We start from the raw sequence: 18,829 nt of genomic DNA, 5'->3' as shown, positions 1-18,829 counted from the left end.
TTGGGCCAGCGGCGTGGGCTATTAGACTGGGGCGTTATGACCACTCCCCTTAGCCCAGATACCGGCCAGCTCTACCAGGACACCCTTGAGCTGCTCACCACGATGATCCGCAACGCCTGCGTCAATGATCTCACCGCGGATTCCGGCCAGGAAGTGCGCAACGCGGACACCCTAGAGGAGTTCTTCGCCGGTTCCGGCGCGCAGATTCAGCGCATCGAACCGCACCCGGGCAGGGTGTCCATCATCGTCACCGTCCCGGGCGCCGACCCGGAGGCCGAGCCGCTGACGCTGCTGGGGCACACGGACGTGGTGCCGGTGGATGAGCCCAAGTGGACGCGCCCGCCGTTTGACGCCCATATCGAGGACGGCAGGCTCTACGGCCGCGGCTCCGTGGACATGCTGTTTATCACCGCGACCATGGCGGCCGTAACGCGTGAGGTTGCGCGCGAGGCCCAGCGCGGCAACCCGCCGGCCGGCACCCTGACCTTTGCCGGCATGGCGGACGAGGAGGCCCGCGGCGGCCTGGGCGCCGGCTGGATCTGGAATAACAAGCGTGACGCGCTGAGCTGGAAGAACTGCCTATCGGAGACCGGCGGCTCCCACCTCCCCGCGCTGGACGGTTCCGACGCCCTGGGTTTCAACGTGGGCGAAAAGGGCGCGGGCCAGCGCCGCCTGCACGTCCACGGCGATCCGGGGCATGGTTCCACGCCATTTGGCAAGGACTTTGCGATTGTGAAAATTGGCGAGGTGGCCCGCCGCATCGCCGCCGCCCAGCCGCCGGCGGTGTCCAATGAAACCTGGGAGGGTTTTGTCCGCGCCTTCCGCTTCGATGAGGCCACCGAAGCCGCGCTCATTGACGGCTCAGCCACCAATGAGCAGTACACCGCGTTTGGCCCGCTGACCGCCTACGCCCACGCCTTTTCCCACACCACCATCTCCCAGACCGTGCTGCGCGCCGGCGGCGCCATCAACGTGCTGCCCTCCCATGCCTACCTTGAGATGGACATCCGCCCGTTCCCCGGCCAGAGCCAGGAGGACCTGGACGCGTTTCTGGTGGAGGCACTGGGAGATATGGCTGGTGAGGTTGAGATTGAACACCTCATCACCGAGGACGCCACGCACTCGCCGGCCGCCGGCCCACTCTGGGAGGCCATCACCGCCACCGCCAAGGAGTTCTTCCCGGACGCGGACGTGGTCCCGGTCCACGCCACGGGCGGATCTGACCTGCGCTTTGGGCGCCGCGGCGGCGGCGTGGGTTACGGCTTTGCCCTCCACGCCAAGGCCCGCGACATGGCCGAGGCCAACTCCCAGCTCCACGCCCACGACGAGCACCTGCATCTGGAGGATCTCGCGCTGACGGTGGCCGGTTACCGCCGCCTCGTTCGGCGATTCATGAACCTGCCGCTTGACCCGCCGGCGAATTAGCCGCTATAGGCTCCCCGGGCGTTCGGGGGAGGATGCGCGCTCCGGGGGCTCGCCGGACTCTCGGGGCTCGCACTCTTGGAGTTGGGCCTGCCACTCAAGCTTGCTGGCCTCGGACTTTTTGTGGTTGCGCATGGCGACGACGCCAATGACTATGCCAATGAGAACCGGCACCCAGACTTTGGTGTAGCTCATGAGGAACTCCAGCCACGCCGGGATTTCAGGCAGGTCCGGAAGGTTCCACTCCGGCCAGTCAATCACCGGAAGGTTGATTTTCGGCGGGTGGGGCACCGGCAGTGCAATGTTCGGCGGCTGCGGCAGCTGCCAGTCCGGCAGGTCCCAATCCGGTAAAAGGGATAGCAGCCAGTCCACGATCCGGCTAAAGACGCTGCCGAAGAGGATGATAAACAGCGCCCATCCACCCTTGCCGAGGCCGGCGAGCAGCGGGAAGGCCACCCGCTTGACGGCGGAGGTCTCCATGGCCTGGTGATAGTCCTCGCCGCGGGAGCCTGCGGGCGGGTCAAACTCCACGACCTGCGGGCCGTTATGCAACGTGACAAGCTGCACCTCACCCACCACGTTTCTTTGCACCTTGAGAAACGGCTCGCCCTTCTTCACCGGGCCGCCGACGGTGCTTAGTTCATAAATCCGGTCAGACAGCCGCTTTGAGAGCGGAATCTTCATGTCCGGCAGCTCGCTTAGCCTGCGGTGCAGCCTCCCATCAACCACGATCTGCGCCCGCAGCGGCGGATTAGCCATCCGCTTGCGCGCCCGCACCACCAGTGAGTCGCCCACCTCAAGCGGCCGGTATTCCTGGCCCTCCTCCGGCCAGTATTTGGCTTCCGGCTCGCTGCCGTCCCGGGCGGCGTCAATAAAGTCCTGGTCATAGCCCAGCTGGAGCTCGATGCGCCCTAGATTCGGGTGCTCGAGGGCCCACACCTCAAGCGCCATGACGGTCCCCTAAACGCGTACCCAACCAGGCCAGCGCGACCACCGGCACCACGTAGATCCACGCCGCGCCCTGGTAGTACAAGGCCCTGGAGACCATAAACACCACGCCGGCCAGAATCGGAAAACTTAAGGTGTAGCGGAATTGGCGCGCGTCGACATAGCCCAGCGCCAACGGCCCAAGCAGGATGCACGTCAGGGCAACGGGCACGGCCGCCGCGGTGTTACCCGCCAGCCACGGGATGACTAGCAGCGCAACCGCCAGGGCCAGGTACGGCCAGTACTGGATAAGCCTTCGGCCGGGTTTGTCCTCCGGTTCAGTGCCCTGTGCGGTAGTCATGAGCACATAGTATGGGTGTTGAGAACCATCGTCAATAGCAACGTTCACATTGTGCTATCGAGCTCTAGGATCACACCCTTGACCACGTCACAGCCGCGGGCCAGGTCCTCGAAGCGGGATAATTCCTCCGGTGAATGGCTCACCCCGCCGTTGAGGCTCGGCACAAAGACCATGCCCGCCGGGCATACCTCGTTGACCAGTTGACTATCATGGCTGGCGCCGGAGGCCATTATTTCCGCGCTCACCCCCTGATTCGCCGCCGCCTTAGCCACCGCGTCCGGCACGAGGTCCGGCAGCCGTACCGGATCGGTCACCGCCAGCGGATGCACGGTCACGGCGCAACCGCGCTTGTGCGCTACCGATTCCGCCTCCCGCACCACCCAATCCGCCACCGCCTTCTGGCGCTCCGGCAGCGTATCGCGAACATCGACGCTTATTACGCACTCGCCCGGGATGGTGCTGATTGACCCGGGTTCTACCGCAATCCTGCCAAAGGTAATCCGCGTGGTGTCATGGTCCTTATCCAGCGCCAGCTGCTCGGCGAGGAGCATAAGCTGGGCGGCGGCCATGGCGGAATCGGACCGCAGGTGCATTGGGGTGCCGCCGGAATGCGAGGCCCGGCCGGAAAAGCGCAGCTCAAACCGGCTGGACCCCGAGATGCAATCCACGATGCCCACCTGGGCGCCCCGGTCCTCCAAGTACGGTCCCTGCTCGATGTGCAGCTCCACGAACGCCGCCCAGTCCCTGGGATTCCAGGCGGCTTCAGCGTAACGGGTGGCGTCAAAGCCCAGCGCGGTCATGGCCTGGGCGAGGCTCACACCATTGGCATCGCGAAGGGAATCTAGCTCCGCCCCATCGAAGCGCCCCGCGGCAAACCGGCTACCGATGCACGCCCGCCCGAACCGCGCCCCCTCCTCATTGGCAAAGACCACGAAACGCACCGGGTGGCGGTGCGAGATTTTCTCTTCTACCAGCCACTTCGCCGTTAGCATCGCGGTGACCACACCGGCGATGCCGTCAAACCTTCCCGCGGCGGGCACCGAGTCCAGGTGGGACCCGGTGGCCAGCGCCGGCAAGGCCTCGCCGCCGGCTTTCTCCGCGTAGGTGTTGCCTACCGCATCGGTCCACACGCGCAGACCCAGGCCCTCCATGAAGGTGGCGAAGAGCCGGTGCGCGTCGCGCTCCAGAGGCGTGTACGCGAGGCGATTGACGCCGGCCCCCGCCGCCGGATCGGTCAACTCGGCGAAACGCTCGATGAGCTCGCGAAATTCCTGGGGATTGGTGCCTGCATTCATGCCATCTACCTTAACGCGGCGCCTAAGCCCGGCACCGCCCGCGGCCGGGAAACAAAAAGACGGCACGGGCCCAAGCCAACCAATGAGGAAGACTTGGGCCCGGGTATTTGCTTGCTACACGTTGCGCGCTACTTGTTGTAAGGAGTGAACTCCTGCATGCGCGCGGAGAACTTCTGCAAATCCTCCTGCGGCATAGCCTTAGGCCAATCGTGCGCGCGGAACCATGCATCGGAACCGCCGTCCAGGGTGACCACGGAGCCAACCAGGAAGTTCGCGGTGTCCTGCAGCATGAAGTAGATCCACGCGGCAACGTCCTCCGGCTTGCCGTAGCCACCGATTGGAACCGGGAAGGACTCAATGGCCTTCGCCTCCTCCGGCGTGGACAGCTGCTTTTCCAGCAACGGGGTCAAGATAGCTCCCGGCGCGATCACGTTGAGGCGGATGCCCTCGCCCGCCCACTCGCGCTTGACGGCAGCGTCGCGCACCCAGCGGTGGACGGCAACCTTGGAGGAGCCGTACGCCATGTTGGAGCTTGCCTCGCCGAACTGGCCCACGACCTGCACCGCGGTATCCAGGTCGCGGTCAATCAGGGCCGCAATCGCAGGCTCGGGGATCATTGGCATGGTGGTGGTGGAGTTGGAACCAACCACAACGACCTTGGCGTTGCCGTTCTTGGCGAACGCTGGGCGCAGGGCCTCAAGCAGCTCGATGACGCCGAAGAAGTTGACCTGCAGGATCAGGGGGGCCTTGTCCGGGCCCGGAATGGGGCCAACGCCGGCGGCTAGGACCGCGCCGTCCAGGGCGTCTCCGGCCAGCTCCAGCGCTTCCTTGGCGGCGCGCTGGCGCTGCTCGGCGTCGGACAGATCGGCAACAACATCGCCCTCGCGCAGGTCGATGCCGATGACCTTGTGGCCCTCCGCGCGCAGCTTCTCCGCCGCCGCAAAGCCCATGCCCGATGCCGAACCGGTCACTACGTAAGTACCCATGTTTACTCCTTAATGAAAAGGGGACTTCTTTCCCCTCTCAGCCTAGCAACCGGCGCGCCATCAGCGGCCCAGCGGGGCCACAGTGCCGGCAGGCGATGCCCAGTTTTATTCATTCTCAACCCATCTATGAACTGCGCAAACGCCCGCGAGTAAGCATGCTTGCCCACGCTTTCATCCCCGGGCCTACACTGTTACCCGTTTCTCACGAATCCTTCCCAACCGTCCTGGGGGTACAACCATGAACCTTTTCTCGCGCAAGTTACTAACCGCCACAACCGCAACCACCGCGGCTATGGCTTTGGCGGCGTGCGGGTCGGAAGCCTCGGAGGACGCGGCCGAGGGCCCAATCGTCATCCTGGCCTCGGCCACGCCACACACCGAGATCCTCGAGTGGGTCGACGAACAGCACGACGAGTTCGAATTGGATGTCAAAGTCATCCCCGGCGGCCCAGAGGTTAACATGTCTACCGCTGACGGCAGCGCCGACCTCAATTACTATCAACACACGCCGTACCTGCAGGATTGGAATAAGGAAACCGGCAACAACCTGGAAAGCTTCGCCGGAATCCACATTGAACCGATGGCAATGTACTCCGAGAAGTACTCCTCCATCGATGAGATTCCGGATGGTTCTACGATTGCCGTGCCCCGTTCCACCTCGGATTTCGCCCGCGCGCTACTACTTCTAGAACATCACGGCCTGCTGAGCCTGGACGAGGAACTGGACCCCACCCAGGTCACCCAAATCACCGAGGCGTCCATCGTGGATAATCCCAAGAAGCTGGAATTCCTGCCCGTCGAGGACCAGATCGCCATCCAGTCCGTCACCGATCCCCAGGTCGCTGGCGCCGTGGCGTCCTCAAACTTCGCGATGCAGGCCGGCTACAACCCAACCGAGGACGCCGTCATCTCCGAGGAACCCGAGGGCAACCCCTACGTCAACATCGTCGTGGGCCAACCCGGCGCGGATGACTCCCCCCAGGTCCAGGCCCTACTTGAGGCCCTGCAGTCCAAGGAAACCGCCGATTGGATCCGCGAGGAGTTCAACGGCGCCGTGGTTCCCGTTAACCAAGAATAGATAGCAGCCCCGCGCATCACCGCTCAAGCAGGGCTCAAGGCAGCATCAGTGACGTGGATTCACAGGTAATGCCCCTCTCTAGTTCAGCTCCCTGCCCTTCATTTCAGGCAACGTAGCCACGGCTACGAACTGAATGGCGTAAATGATAGGCAGTAGCCCCAGTGCGTAGGCAAAGCCACCGCTTGTTGCCAGGTAAGCGATCACCACCGGAGCAAAGCCGCCCAAACCGCGGCCAATGTTAAAGATGACGTTTTGGGCGGTCGCACGGGCCTCAGTGGGATAATGCTCAGCCATCAATGCGCCTAGGCCACCCAGCATGCCATTAGCAAACACACCCATGACGAACCCGCCAACCAGCAGGGCGGTTGGGCCCGTCATCTGGCTATACGCCAGCACTGACAGCGCCGCACCGAGCTGATATATCCAAAAAGAATAGCGGCGGCCAATGCGGTCACAGAGTTGACCGAAGATAATGATGCCAAGCATCATTCCTGACACCGTCACTGCGGTCCACAAGGCGCCTTTATTCACACCCAAGCCCAACTCACTGGACAGGTAGTTTGGCAGCCACGTGATGATGCCGAAATAACCAAAGTTCTGGATCGTCGCCATAATTATCAGCGCGATGGTAGTCCGCGACGTGCGGGCATCGGGCCTGACCCCCGGAAAGTGGACACGGGGATGTAATCAAGATGCAATAGTCAGTGTAGCTAATCCTGCGGCCTCGAAGGCGTTCGGCGAGCGATATCCGCACCAAGAGTGCAAGCGCTTGGTGTTGTAGCGCGTGCACCATCGGAACACGTCCCGGCGACACACCAGTTGGCTGGCGAAAACAGGCTCGCCCTTCAGGACTTCCCGTTTCAGTGTGGCGTTGAACGACTCCGCCAGCGAGTTGTCCGCGCTCGTCCCGATTGCTCCCATCGATTGGGTGACACCGAACCGTTCGCACAGCTTCCGGTATTGCTCAGAGGTATAGACGCTGCCGTGGTCCGAGTGGAAAATCGCTCCATCAAGGTTGCCTCGCACCTTCCGGGCCATCGTGAGGGCTTCTTCGACCAACTCCGTGCGCATGTGGTCGGCGATCGCGAAACCGGTCAACTGCCGCGAATAACAGTCGATGACGGTGGCCAAGTACATATTCGACCCGTCCGCAATCGGCAGGTACGTGATATCGCCGACGTAGACCGAATTCGGCTTGGCTGCGGTGAACCGACGCCGAAGCAGGTCTGGGAACTTCGGAACCCGTTTCGCAGACACGGTGGTCTTCACCCGGCGTCTTTTCGTGTAGCCGAACAGACCCATCTGCCGCATCAACCGGGCCGTGCGCTTGTGATTAACCCGCTGCGCAGCAACGCCGCCGACGGAGTTATCGTCGCTGGCGTTGATGGCCGCAGTCACGCGTTTCGCCCCGTAACAGCCGTTCTCGGCCGTGAACACGGCCTTGATCCTCGCTCCCAGCACCGCGTCGGCGACAAGGCGTCGCCGACGACGGGGAGCAGCAGATTTCCATTTGTAGTACGAGGACCGGTTGATCTTTAGGACCTCACATAACCACTTGACCTGATAGAGGCCTCGGTGGTCGTCAACGAATCGGAAGCGGTTCACCAGTTCGTCTCTTTAAGCGAAATACTTGGCCGCCTTGCGCAGGATCTCTCGTTCTTCCCGGAGCTTGGCGTTCTCGCGTTCCAGCACGCGGATGCGCTCGGCATCGGAGAGTCCTTCAGCAGGAGTGCGTTCGCTGTTGGTTGCGGCGATGGGGCTGGCGACTTTTACGCCGTTGGCGTTGGTTTTGGTGCCGGTGCCGAAGGCGTCGAGCCAGGTGCGCAGAGAGTTGCGGTTGACCCCGAGGTCGGAGGCAATGGCGTTGAGCGTGGCTCCGGGGGTCGACTCGTACAACGAGACTGCGTCACGCTTGAACTGCTCGGTGTAGGTCTTGCGTGGCATAGTAGAAAGGTACCTCACTTCCCCAGCGAAATGCTGGTTTCAGCGTGTCCACCATCAAGGGGTCAGGTCCATCAATAAACAGCAGCCCAATAGAGTTGTTATTTTCCAGCGCACCCTCTGCCCTAGCTTTCTCAAACTTTGGCGGCTCGTCAACGCTGTGGCGGAATAAAGCGGCAACAATCGCCGGGAATGCACCCACGAGGAACAATCCCCGCCAGCCCCACGCGTTAATGATCGGCGCCGAGGCCAACGCCGCGCATAGCACACCGATCTGAAATCCTACGGCCACCCACGAAGTAGCACGCGCGCGTTTCTTCGCCGACACGGCCTCCGCCGCCAACGTCATGCCAATCCCAAACTCACCGCCGATACCAATACCCGCCAAAAAGCGGAAAACCGCCAGCGACCAGAAGTTCCACGCCAGGGCGCACAGGCCTGTAAACACGGCAAACAATACGATTGACCACGTCAGCGTCCTGACGCGACCGAACTTGTCACTAAGCACACCAAAAAGCAGGCCACCCAGCACGGCGCCAAACAAGGTAAACGTAGTGAGCCAACCCGCCTGGGTCTGTTCTACATTGAACGACGTCATGATGCCGCCCAACGCAAAGCTCAAAATCAACAGGTCGAATCCGTCAAGGCCATAACCAAGCGCTGCCGCAGACACGGCCTTCTTCCCGTAGCGCCCATCGGCCACAGCACGAGCTTCCGATGCCAACGCGTGCGCTTCGGCAGACTCCTGCGTTGGACGTAAGTTCATATCCATCCCTCTTATCCGTATCGAGCAAGATCTACCGAGGCTCCTGCAGTAGATACTTAAATCAATCTAACGATAGGTATGGGGGATTGCATAATCTGTTGTTCAGCTGCAACAAACTAACGCTGCGCAGATCGAACGAAACAAGCCCAGCTAGTAGTCCACGCCGTCACGCACGATGGGACACGTCATGCAGTGCCCGCCGCCGCGCCCGCGGCCCAGTTCGGCGGAGTTGATTTCAATGACCTCCACGCCGGCCTTGCGCAGCTTGTCATTGGTATGGCTGTTTCGGTCATAAGCCACCACCACGCCGGGCTCAAGGGCCACCACGTTGTTGGCGTCATCCCACTGCTCGCGCTGCGCGGTGTAGACATCGCCGCCGGTCTCGATGACCTGCAGGCCATCCAAGCCCAGCACGTCGGCAACCACGTCGACGAATGGCTTTTTGGCCACCTCGATGGAAAAAGGTATCCGGGATTCGGAGCCACCGCCCGGGCGCAGGATGATTGGCTTTATTGATTCAATGCCCGGCGGATACGCCGTGACCTTATCGCGGTCCACGAAGGTAAAAACCGTGTCCAGGTGCATCGACGCGCGCTCCGGCGGCATGTCCGCAACAACGATGGTCTCCACGGCCTCGCGCTCAAACAGGTTGCGCGCCAGCTGGCTGATGCCCTGCCACGTGGTGCGCTCACCCATACCGATGAGCACCACGCCGTTGCCGACGGGCATCATGTCCCCGCCCTCGAGCGCGGTCAGGGCCTGGTCTTCATCGGTATCGCCGTACCAGAATTCAAACTCGGCGCCCGCAAAGCGCGGATGATACTTGTAAATGCCGCGCAGCAGCCGCGTTTCCTGGTGACGGGCCGGTAGCCGCATCGGGTTGAGCGATACCCCGCCGTAGAGCCACGCCGAGGTATCCCGCGCGAACTGCGTATTCGGCAACGGCAACAGCGCGAAGTCATGCGGGGCAAACACGTCGCGCAGCCCATCAACCACTCCGCCCAGGCCCGTGGGGATTTCGCTGAAGGCCACGCCACCAATGAGCAGTTCCGCGGTGGTGCCGTCATCAATCCCATCGAACCATTCGCGCAACTCGCTGCCCACGCCCACGCCGGTGTTCTTCGCCAGGTGGCGGCGGTCCAGAATGAACTCGCGGCCCTCCTCCGTTGCCAGGGTCTCCTCCAGCAGCGTGTGCATGTCCCACACGCCGACGCCGCGCGAGCGCAGGTTGAAGACAAACTCTTCATGGTGCCGCTTAGCGTCATCGACCCACAGCACGTCATCAAACAGCAGCTCTTTGCAGTTTTCCGGCGTCAGCCGCTCATGCGCCAGCCCCGGGCGGCACACCATGACCTCATGCAGGCGGCCGACTTCCGAATGCACGCCGGGGTTGACCTGCGCGCTCTTATCCGAGGTGTTCATCGAGTCCATGAGAAGGGCCCACTCTTTCCGGTTCGGCCGCCAAGCGGTTTTCATTAATGCTTACTTATTCTACGGAGATCGGTCGTGGCCCGCTTGCGGGCTCCGACATGCCGGCGCCTCTGGACCCACCCGGAGACTCATCGCCAGAGATTTAGGTTTGAATGCTCAGCGTCTTCATCCCTTCGTCGACGGATTCGCGGTTCTACGCATTACTGTTTTCCATCATCAAAGGCTGTGGCTGCGTCCCATGGCGAAAATAAACGGGCCCAGCTCGTCGCGTTCGCGGCCGTGTCAAGGTTCCTGCCAAGCGCCCTTCGCCCAATTTCTGCCCAAGAAGCACTGCCCAAGGAGCACTAAAAGTTGCCAATGCCCGGCCCCGGAGCATGCGGCTTCCGATGCCGGGCGTTGACGCATAAGTTGACCTACCTAATGGGCTCCGGCGGAACCGGGGCGCCGGCGGGCGGGAGGACCTTGGGGTACTTGCGGGAGGCCTCGGTCAGGCCGGGCGCTAGGGCCTTGCCGTCAGGGTGGCCCGCCTGCGAGCCGCCCTCGGACGCGGCTTCTGCGGAGCCAGCCTTTACGCCGCCACGGTGCGGCGCCGGGTCCCAGTTGCCGTCAACCAGCTTGACCTGGGACCACCAGCCCAGGGCAAAGACCGCCAGCCCAACGAGGGCGACCAGGATGAGGCCAAGGGCGCCGCCGGCCTGGGCCGCCCAGCCGATGAGCATGCCGAACCAGCCAAAGTCCGCATCGCCGAAGGTGGTGTTCGCTTCGCCGAAGCTGCCCAGCACGCCCAGCAGGAAGGCCGGCAGGAACGTGATGAGCAGGCCGTTGGCGAAGGCGCCGAGCGCGGCGCCGCGTCGGCCGCCGGTGGCGTTGCCGTAGACGCCGGCCGCGCCACCGGTGAAGAAGTGCGGCACCAGGCCCGGCAGGATGAGCGCAATGCCAAAGGCCGGGTTGAGCCAGGCGGAAAGCACGAACAGGCCAACCAGGCCACCGACAAACGAGCTGATAAAGCCAATGAGCACGGCGTTTTGCGCGTACGGGAACACGATTGGTGCGTCCAGCGCAGGAATGGCGCCCGGCACCACCTTGGCGGCAATGCCCTGGAAGGCGGGAACCAGCTCGCCCAGGATGGTGCGCACGCCAAAGAGGATGATGGCCACGGAGACACCGAACTGGAGACCCTGGGTAAACGCCTGCATCAGGTAGTTACCCACGGAGGTGGCGCCGCCCTCGAATGCGGTAAACGCTTCCTCGGTCCCGGCGCGGGCCATGAACAAGATGGCCAGGACAATGTACATCAGCGCCATGGACAAGGCGGTGGCGACCATGGAATCGCGGAGGAAGCGCAGGCCCTCGGGCAACTTGAGCTCCTCGGTGGAGCGGGACTGCTTTGCGCCCTTGCCGCCCACCAGCTTGCCCACGGCGCCGGCGGCCACGTATCCGGCGGTGCCGAAGTGGCCAATGGCGATGGAATCATCGCCGGTGATGCGGCGGGTCCACGGGTGCGCGATAGCCGGCAGCGCCACCATCAAAATGCCCAGCAGGATGGCGCCCACGCCCACAACAATCCAGCCATCAAAGCCGGCCGTGGCCAGCACCATGGTCAGCATGGTCGCCATAAACAGCACGTGGTGGCCGGTCAGGAACACGTAGCTCATTGGCGTAAAGCGCGCCAGGATCAGGGATACGGCAAATCCCAGGATCATCAGCCACGCCACCTGGCTGCCGAACTGCTCCTGGGCGATTCCGACGATCGCCTCGTTGGTGGGCACCACGCCCTGGGCGCCGGTGGCACTCTGAATCATCACGCCCAGCGGATCCAGGGAGGCGGTGACCAGGCCGGCGCCGGCGTCGATGAGCAGGAAGCCCAGCACGGCCTTGAGCGCCCCGCCCAGGACCTGCCCCGCGCCCTTGCGCATGGCGGCGAGGCCCACGGCGGTGATGATGCCCACCAGGAACGCCGGCACGGACAGGATTTCATCAACGATAAATTGCGCGATGGAAATGAGAACGTCCATTGTTCTTTTACCCCTTAAACGTCATACAGCTCGCGAAGAGCCGAGTCGATTTCACCCATGGAGGTGAAGTTTTCAATTACCCGCACCGGCACGCCCACGTCGCCGAGCGTGCGCGCAATCTCCCCGGAGGTCATGATGAAATCCGCCTCCTTGGCGCGGCCCTTCGCGGAGATGGTGTCCGTGGCCTCCACGCTCACGTAGGGGTCCCAGCCCCAGGCGTCGAGCACCTTGTCCAGGGTGTTCTTTAAAAACAGGGAGGTGCCCAGGCCGTTGCCGCAGACGGTCAGGATTTTGCCCTTGGATTCAACGCTATCGGCACTGGTTGCCCGCGTGGCCCCCGCCGCCTTGTATTCCGAGGCCGCCTTTGGTGCCCTTTCCTCCGGCTCCAGCACCGCGCGCAGCTCCTCTTCCGTGCCGACCCGGTCTAGCGCCGCGCGCTTGTCTGGGTCGCCGATGATCCCGGCCAGCTGCTTCATCGCGGCGGTGTGCTCGCGGGAATCCTTTGCGGCCAGCGCCACAACAAGGTCAACGGGGTCATGGGACCCGTGGCCGAATTCCACCGGTTCTGCAAGCCGCACCCAGGAAATCGCGGTGCGCTTGACCGCCTCCGACGGCCGCGCGTGCGCGAACGCAAACCCCGGCGCCACCACGATGTAGGGGCCGTTGTCCTCGACACTTGCGATCATGGCGTCCGTGTACGCGGAGGTAATCGCGCCACTGCCCTCGAGGAGCCGCCCGCCGAGGGTAATCGCTTCACGCCAGTCGCCCGCACGGGCCCCTAGCGCCACCGCGCCGGGGGCCAGCAGCTCATTCACGCTGGTCATTGCCCTGTCCTTTCTTAGGAAATGCCCGCCCCAGTGGGCGGATAGTTTTAATGTCGCGCATCAAATTCTATTGCGTTCATCGCAACATCACGGACCCAGCCTCAGAGGTCTTTTGTCACCCGCCCGGCGCTAAACATCCCCAACGCCCGCCGCCTGGAATTCCACCTGGCCCTCGGCGCGCTTTTTGCTACCGATGACGCCACCGCGCTCATGGATTTCCTCTGGGACTGCCTCGCCGAGGGGCACACGGGTTGATACCTTTTAAAAGCCAAGGACCGCTGCCTGCCCACCGTTTCGCGGGCCATGGCCGTACACTAAGTGGTTATGACCACCAATATAAGACACGCCCACGGCACGGAGGTCACCAGGCCGCTCATCCTGGCGATCACCGCATGCCCCACCGGCATCGCGCACACATATATGGCGGCAGAGAATCTGCAGGCCGCGGCCGATGAGCTTGGCGTAGATATCAAGATTGAAACCCACGGTTCCATCGGCGTTGAAGGCCACTTCACGCGGGCCGACATTGAGGGCGCCAGCGCGGTCATCATCGCCGCGGATACCGTCATCCCCAAGGACCGCTTCGTAGGCAAGCGCGTCATAGCCACGGACGTGGACCAGGGCATCAAGCGCCCCCAGGAGCTCATTGAACGCGCGCTCCAGGCGCCGAAGCTGGAAAAAGCAGCCATAACGGCGGATGCTGAGCAATCATCCGCGCCCGGCGCGCGGGGGGATGACGCCCCGACCGGGCTCAAGGGCGTGGGCCAGACCATGTTCAAGGCCCTGATGAACGGCGTGTCCCACATGATCCCGTTCGTCGTCACCGGCGGCCTCCTCATCGCGGTGGCACTATCCATCGGCGGCACCCCCACGCCCGAGGGCCTGGCGATTCCCGAGGGCTCCTTCTGGTCTACCATCAACGAACTCGGCGCCCTGGCCTTCTCCCTGCTGGTACCGGTGCTTTCCGGCTACATAGCCATGGGGATTGCGGACCGTCCGGGCCTCGCGCCCGGTTTCATCACGGGCCTTATCGCCACCACCGGCTCGCTCTATGGCTCGGAGGCCGGCGCGGGATTTATCGGCGGCATTGTCACCGGTATCCTGTCCGGCTACGTGGCCCTGGCCATCAAGAAGATACCGGTCCACAAGTTTGTGGCCCCCATCTGGCCGATCATTGTGATTCCGATTCTCACCACCCTCATCGTGGGGCTGCTGTTTATCTACATCATCGGCCATCCGTTGGCCTCACTATTCGAGGCGCTGACGGCTTGGCTGGCCGGCATGGACGGGGCGTCGGCCGTAGTCCTTGGCGCTATCATCGGCGCGATGATCGCCTTCGATATGGGCGGCCCGTTCAATAAAACGGCCTTCCTCTTCGGCGGCGGCCTCATCGCCGCCGGCAACGCCGGCCCAATGGGCATGGCCGCCGTGGCGATTGCGGTTCCCCCGCTGGCCGTTGGCGTGGCCACGCTCATCAGGCGCGCATGGTTCAACAAGGCCGAGCGGGATGCCGGCATCGCCGCCCTGTTCATGGGCTTCTTCGGCATCACGGAGGGCGCCATCCCGCTGGCCGCTGCCCGCCCGTTGCAGGTCATCCCGGCGAACGTCATCGGTGGCGCGACCGCCGGTGCCGTGGCCGGCATGCTGAGCGTGGAGGACAATGTCATGCACGGCGGCCCCATCGTCGCCGTCCTGGGCGCGGTAGACAATGTGTTGGGCTTCTTCATCGCGCTCATCGTGGGCGTGACCGTCACCGCGGGCCTGATTCTTCTGCTCGTCGGCCTGTCCAATCGCGCCACCCCCGCGGCCCACGCCGCGCCGCAGCCAAGGGCTAAGGAGCCCCTACCCGCCGATACCGCCCCTACCCCACGCCCCACCGGCAACCCCGCCGTAGCCACCAAATTGCTCACGCCCGGAGCCGTGGTTCTTAGCACCCCGGCGCGCACCCGCGAACAAGTCATTTCCGCCCTGACCCGCGCGGCCGCCTCCACCGGACGCGTCACGGATCCGGACAAAGTGGTCGCCGCCGCGCTGGCCCGCGAGGAACAGCGCTCCACCGGCGTGGGCAACGGCGTGGCCATCCCGCACGCCCGCACCGCCGGTGTCACCGAACCCGTCCTGGCCTTCGCCCGCCTACCCGAACCGGGCGTTACCTGGGCCGATGGCGAGGAACCAACCCGCCTGGCGTTCCTCATCGCGGTGCCCGAGGACTCCGGAAAGGAGCACCTCAAACTGCTTTCCAAGCTGGCCCGCGGCCTGATGAAGGATGACTTCCGCCGGGACTTGCTTGAGGCGGACTCCGCCTCCTCTATCACCGAGCTGGTCAACGCGCGGATGCAGTAATCCGGGTCCGAACACAGTAGAGCCCACATCTTCCCACCGGTCCCGATTGGAAGATGTGGGCCTTTAATAACCGTAAGCCCCTGGCTTACAGGGCGCACAGGGCCCTACCGAGCACGGCTCTACGACGATGACGCCTAACGCTCCCCCTCAACCACGGCGCCTTCCGTACCTTCCGTCTTCGCAATCGCAGGCGCCCTACCCGAGGTGTCTTTCTTGATGTTTCGCAGGTGCTGCACCACCGAAACCGCTATCGCTAGGGCCAAGAAGATGTAGACGCCAATGGTGATTGGGCTATCTACCAGCGCCGCCGGATCCCCACCGGAAATGGTGAGCGCTCGGCGAAGCTCAACCTCGGCCAGTGGGCCAAGGATGACGCCAATGAGAAGAGGGGCCAGTGGCATCGAATACATGCGCATCAAGAAGCCAAGGACGCCCAGCCCCAGCATGATGAGCAGATCCACCACGGAAGCCCCAACCGCGTAAACGCCCAGGGTCGCTAGGACTGCGATGCCCGCGTAGAGGTAATTATTCGGTATGTGCAACAGTTTCGCCCAGACCGGGGCCAGCGTCAGGTTCAGGGCCAAGAGAACAACGAGCGCCAGGAACAGGGACGCCAGAAGCGTCCACACCATATCGCCAGAGCGTTCAAAGAGGAGGGGCCCAGGCTGCAAACCAAACTGTTGGAACGCCGCCAACAGGATCGCGGCGGTCGCGGAGGTGGGAAGGCCAATGGCCAGCAACGTGCCCATGGCCGTACCGGCCGTGGCATTGCCCGCGGCTTCCGGTGCGGCCAGGCCATTGATGGAACCCGTGGTGCCAAAATCGGTCTGGCCACGTTTCTTAGCCAACCGCTTTTCATTGCCGTAGGAGAGGAAGGTTGGCACCTCCGAGCCACCGGCCGGAATCATGCCGAACGGGGCGCCCGCGATGGTTCCCCTGATGTATGACGGAAAGGCGCGTTTGAAATCGGCCAGGGACATGCGCGCATTCTTGGCCTCCACCTCCGTCTTGTCAACCTCCAGCTTGCGGGTCGCGATGTGGTGAAGGATTTCTCCCACCGCCAGCATGCCCACGGTCACCACGACGATATCCACTCCATCGAACAGCTGCGGCACACCAAACGTAAAACGCTCGGTCCCGGACGGGGCGTCGATGCCGATGAGGGAAATCGCAACGCCCATCGCCAACGCGCCTAGGCCGCGAATGATCGATTCGGAGACCACGGAAGAAATGGCAACGAACGCGAATACCGCCAGGGCAAAGTACTCCGCCGGACCAAACTTCGTGGCTAGCACCACCAGGTAAGGAGAGAAAAACACAACGATGACCGTCGAAATCAGTCCGCCGATAAAGGCGCCGAAGGCGGCGGTCGCCAATGCGGTGGCGGCCCTACCGTTTACCGCCATCCGGTGGCCCTCCAGGGAGGACGCAATCGCCGAAGCCTGGCCCGGGGTATTGAGCAAAATGCCGGCCGTGGAATCGCCGAAAAGCCCGCCGAAGTAGACCGCGGCGAACATGATGAACGCCGCCGTTGGGTCAATGGAAAAGGTGATGGGCAGCAGCAGCGCCACCGCCATGGAAGATCCAAGCCCGGGCAGAACGCCCACCGCCGTGCCAAGCACGGCGCCAAGAACCAGGAAGAACAGGTTGTAGGGCGTAAGCGCCGCCCCGAACCCCTCAAGAAGCAACGACAGATTGTTCATCAGAAAATCCCTCCAATCAGGCCCGAGGGAAGGTTCAAACCGAGCCCCACAGAAAAGGCCAGGTAGGTCAAGGAACTCACGATGAAGCCGATGGCCAAATCACGGACGTGGTTTCGCCCGCCGAGCATCGCGCTGACCATAAAGAACATCAACCCGGCAGTAATCACCCAACCCAGGTACGGCAGCGCCAAGATGAGGGCTGCAAACCCCACGATGGCCGCCGCGGTGGTCTTCCAATCGGCCAGGCCCGGCGTCGGGGCATCACTTGGATGCTCGTCAATCGCGCCCAGGTCTTCGAGCAGGTCGGGGGAGATGTCCGGGTCCTCGGAATGGATTAGGTCATGGCCCTTTTTAGGCTTAGCCACAATGTCGATGGCTAAGACCACGGCAACAATGATGGTCAGCACGCCCACGATGTTCGGCATGAACAGCGGGCCTGGGGTGGTATCACCAATGACCTCCACGGTTGCGTTGCCGGATAGCAGTACCGCACCAACCACGGCGAGGATCGCAACGATGATGAACTCTGAGAACCCACCGCTACGCCTTTGCGTTGTAGGCGCGTTATCCCGCTGAGAATTGTTATTTATCGCGGTACTCATAGCCCCAATGCCTCCACGGTGTCTAGGGCATCCTCGCGTTCTTGGGCTACGAATTTTTCAAACTCGTCACCGGCCAAGAATACGCGCTGCCAATTGTTTCTATCGGTAATTTCTTTCCACTCTTCCGTGTCATTGACCTCGGTAAGAATGTCGATGAGTTCCTGCCGCTCCTCAGGCTCAAGGCCAGGTGGCGCGGCTATGCCCCTCCAGTTGGTCGCCACAAGGTCAAGCCCCTGCTCGCTAAACGTTGGGAAATCCATTCCCTCGACCCGCTCCGGGGAGGACATCCCCAGCACCCGGAGGTTTCCAGCCTCCACCTGGTCCCGGATGTCCGGATAGCCGGTAACCCCCACGTCAATGGAATCGGAAAGCATAGCGTTGAGCATTTCACCGCCGCCCTCAAACGGGATGTACTTCATGGCCTTAGGATCCATGCCGAGGGTCATGGCAGCGCGGCTGATGAGCAGGTGGTCAGTGTTGCCGATTGCTGCGCCGCCAATGGTGACGGACTGGGGGTCCGCCAACCACGCATCGATGAAATCCTGCAGAGTCTGAAACTCCGAATCCTGCGGGACCGCAATGACTGAGTATTCCTCCGTCATGCGGGCGATGGGCGTCACGTCCGTAATCGAAACACCGGGCTGTGCGATTTCAGACGACGCGATCATCCCGCCACCGATAACCAGCAGTGTATTTTCGCTTCCGGCCTTCTGAGCCAGGCCTTCGAGGGCGATGGTTCCTCCCGCGCCCGGAATGTTAACCACCTGGACGTTATTGACTATTCCTTGCCCGCGCGCGACCTCCTGGATGGAACGGGCCGTTGTATCCCAGCCGCCACCGGTGGCCGCACCGGCGATAAAAGTCAGGCTCGACCTAGCCGCCGCCTGCCTGTCGTTCGCAATCGAAATCCACAGCGTACATAGCGTCAGCACCACAGCAATTACCACGATGATCGTTGTAGTTGCGTTCTTAGCTTTCATGTCCCGCCTTCCTGCCTCATCCATAGGCCGCGAGAAACTTCACACGTCGATAAATGTGAAGCAAGCGACTAATGTGGTGAAAATATGTTGCATGTCACAACATAACAGTCGGCCGACCGGAACAACGGGCTTTTAGCTAAATCTTTTCCGGCACG

Annotated in this window: 15 protein-coding genes and 1 pseudogene; 3 read left to right on the top strand and 13 right to left on the bottom strand. The window is 62.8% G+C overall.

The genetic code is table 11. The annotated features are described in order from the left end of the window. The first annotated feature begins 36 nt into the window (after positions 1-36). Complete coding sequence (locus CENDO_RS00460; protein ID WP_136140289.1) at positions 37-1,425, top strand: M20/M25/M40 family metallo-hydrolase; 1,389 nt, start codon at positions 37-39, stop codon at positions 1,423-1,425. Positions 1,426-1,428: 3 nt separating this feature from the next. Here the strand turns inward: CENDO_RS00460 and CENDO_RS00455 are convergent, their stop codons facing one another. The 4 genes from CENDO_RS00455 to CENDO_RS00440 form a co-directional block, all read right to left on the bottom strand. After that, positions 1,429-2,373, bottom strand: coding sequence for a hypothetical protein (locus CENDO_RS00455; protein ID WP_136140288.1), 945 nt, complete (start codon positions 2,371-2,373; stop codon positions 1,429-1,431). Then, on the bottom strand, positions 2,363-2,710 hold the full coding sequence (locus CENDO_RS00450) for a hypothetical protein (protein ID WP_136140287.1): 348 nt from the start codon (positions 2,708-2,710) through the stop codon (positions 2,363-2,365). Before CENDO_RS00450 ends, CENDO_RS00455 begins: the two co-directional genes overlap by 11 nt. A 44-nt stretch (positions 2,711-2,754) precedes the next feature. Continuing rightward, entirely contained in the window at positions 2,755-4,005 is a 1,251-nt protein-coding gene (locus CENDO_RS00445) for a Zn-dependent hydrolase (protein ID WP_136140286.1), read from the bottom strand. A gap of 128 nt (positions 4,006-4,133) precedes the next feature. Beyond that, positions 4,134-4,991, bottom strand: coding sequence for an SDR family oxidoreductase (locus CENDO_RS00440; RefSeq protein ID WP_136140285.1), 858 nt, complete (start codon positions 4,989-4,991; stop codon positions 4,134-4,136). 238 nt (positions 4,992-5,229) lie between these two features. On the opposite strand from CENDO_RS00440, the gene CENDO_RS00435 reads away from it, so the two are divergent. Then, entirely contained in the window at positions 5,230-6,069 is an 840-nt protein-coding gene (locus CENDO_RS00435) for a MetQ/NlpA family ABC transporter substrate-binding protein (RefSeq protein ID WP_136140284.1), read from the top strand. A gap of 78 nt (positions 6,070-6,147) precedes the next feature. Here CENDO_RS00435 and CENDO_RS00430 read toward each other — a convergent pair whose 3' ends face one another. From CENDO_RS00430 to CENDO_RS00405, 6 genes and pseudogenes are all read right to left on the bottom strand, one after another. Beyond that, positions 6,148-6,696, bottom strand: a complete 549-nt coding sequence (locus tag CENDO_RS00430; protein ID WP_281276169.1) for an MFS transporter — start codon at positions 6,694-6,696, stop codon at positions 6,148-6,150. Positions 6,697-6,756: 60 nt separating this feature from the next. Continuing rightward, a pseudogene (locus tag CENDO_RS00425) lies at positions 6,757-8,013 on the bottom strand (IS3 family transposase). Then, the gene (locus CENDO_RS00420) at positions 7,976-8,782 is read right to left on the bottom strand and encodes an MFS transporter (protein ID WP_210726544.1); all 807 of its coding nucleotides are present in this window, start codon (positions 8,780-8,782) and stop codon (positions 7,976-7,978) included. Before CENDO_RS00420 ends, CENDO_RS00425 begins: the two are co-directional and overlap by 38 nt. A gap of 144 nt (positions 8,783-8,926) precedes the next feature. Beyond that, positions 8,927-10,198 carry an arginine deiminase gene (locus CENDO_RS00415; RefSeq protein ID WP_136142069.1) on the bottom strand — a complete coding sequence of 424 codons (1,272 nt, stop codon included), beginning with the start codon at positions 10,196-10,198 and terminating at the stop codon, positions 8,927-8,929. Positions 10,199-10,620: 422 nt separating this feature from the next. Beyond that, positions 10,621-12,222 (bottom strand): PTS ascorbate transporter subunit IIC, encoded by a 1,602-nt coding sequence (ulaA, locus tag CENDO_RS00410; protein ID WP_136140282.1) that lies wholly within the window; start codon positions 12,220-12,222, stop codon positions 10,621-10,623. A gap of 14 nt (positions 12,223-12,236) precedes the next feature. Continuing rightward, entirely contained in the window at positions 12,237-13,046 is an 810-nt protein-coding gene (locus CENDO_RS00405; RefSeq protein WP_136140281.1) for a PTS sugar transporter subunit IIAB, read from the bottom strand. 324 nt (positions 13,047-13,370) lie between these two features. Between CENDO_RS00405 and CENDO_RS00400 the strand changes: the two genes are divergently transcribed. Then, the gene (locus CENDO_RS00400) at positions 13,371-15,389 is read left to right on the top strand and encodes a fructose-specific PTS transporter subunit EIIC (RefSeq protein ID WP_136140280.1); all 2,019 of its coding nucleotides are present in this window, start codon (positions 13,371-13,373) and stop codon (positions 15,387-15,389) included. Positions 15,390-15,523: 134 nt separating this feature from the next. Here the strand turns inward: CENDO_RS00400 and CENDO_RS00395 are convergent, their stop codons facing one another. From CENDO_RS00395 to CENDO_RS00385, 3 genes are read right to left on the bottom strand one after another with little or no spacing between them, the layout of a single operon-like run. Continuing rightward, positions 15,524-17,092, bottom strand: a complete 1,569-nt coding sequence (locus tag CENDO_RS00395) for a tripartite tricarboxylate transporter permease (RefSeq protein ID WP_136140279.1) — start codon at positions 17,090-17,092, stop codon at positions 15,524-15,526. Beyond that, positions 17,092-17,694: a tripartite tricarboxylate transporter TctB family protein gene (locus CENDO_RS00390; RefSeq protein ID WP_136140278.1), complete on the bottom strand. Its 603-nt coding sequence runs from the start codon at positions 17,692-17,694 to the stop codon at positions 17,092-17,094. The genes CENDO_RS00395 and CENDO_RS00390 overlap by 1 nt, the downstream gene beginning before the upstream one ends. Next, positions 17,691-18,674, bottom strand: a complete 984-nt coding sequence (locus CENDO_RS00385; protein WP_168707146.1) for a Bug family tripartite tricarboxylate transporter substrate binding protein — start codon at positions 18,672-18,674, stop codon at positions 17,691-17,693. Before CENDO_RS00385 ends, CENDO_RS00390 begins: the two co-directional genes overlap by 4 nt. Between the last annotated feature and the right edge of the window lie 155 nt (positions 18,675-18,829).

Source organism: Corynebacterium endometrii, from assembly GCF_004795735.1.
GTDB lineage: Bacteria > Actinomycetota > Actinomycetes > Mycobacteriales > Mycobacteriaceae > Corynebacterium > Corynebacterium endometrii.
The sequence above is the reverse complement of the archived record's forward strand: the minus strand, read 5'-3'. Positions and strand labels throughout refer to the sequence as shown.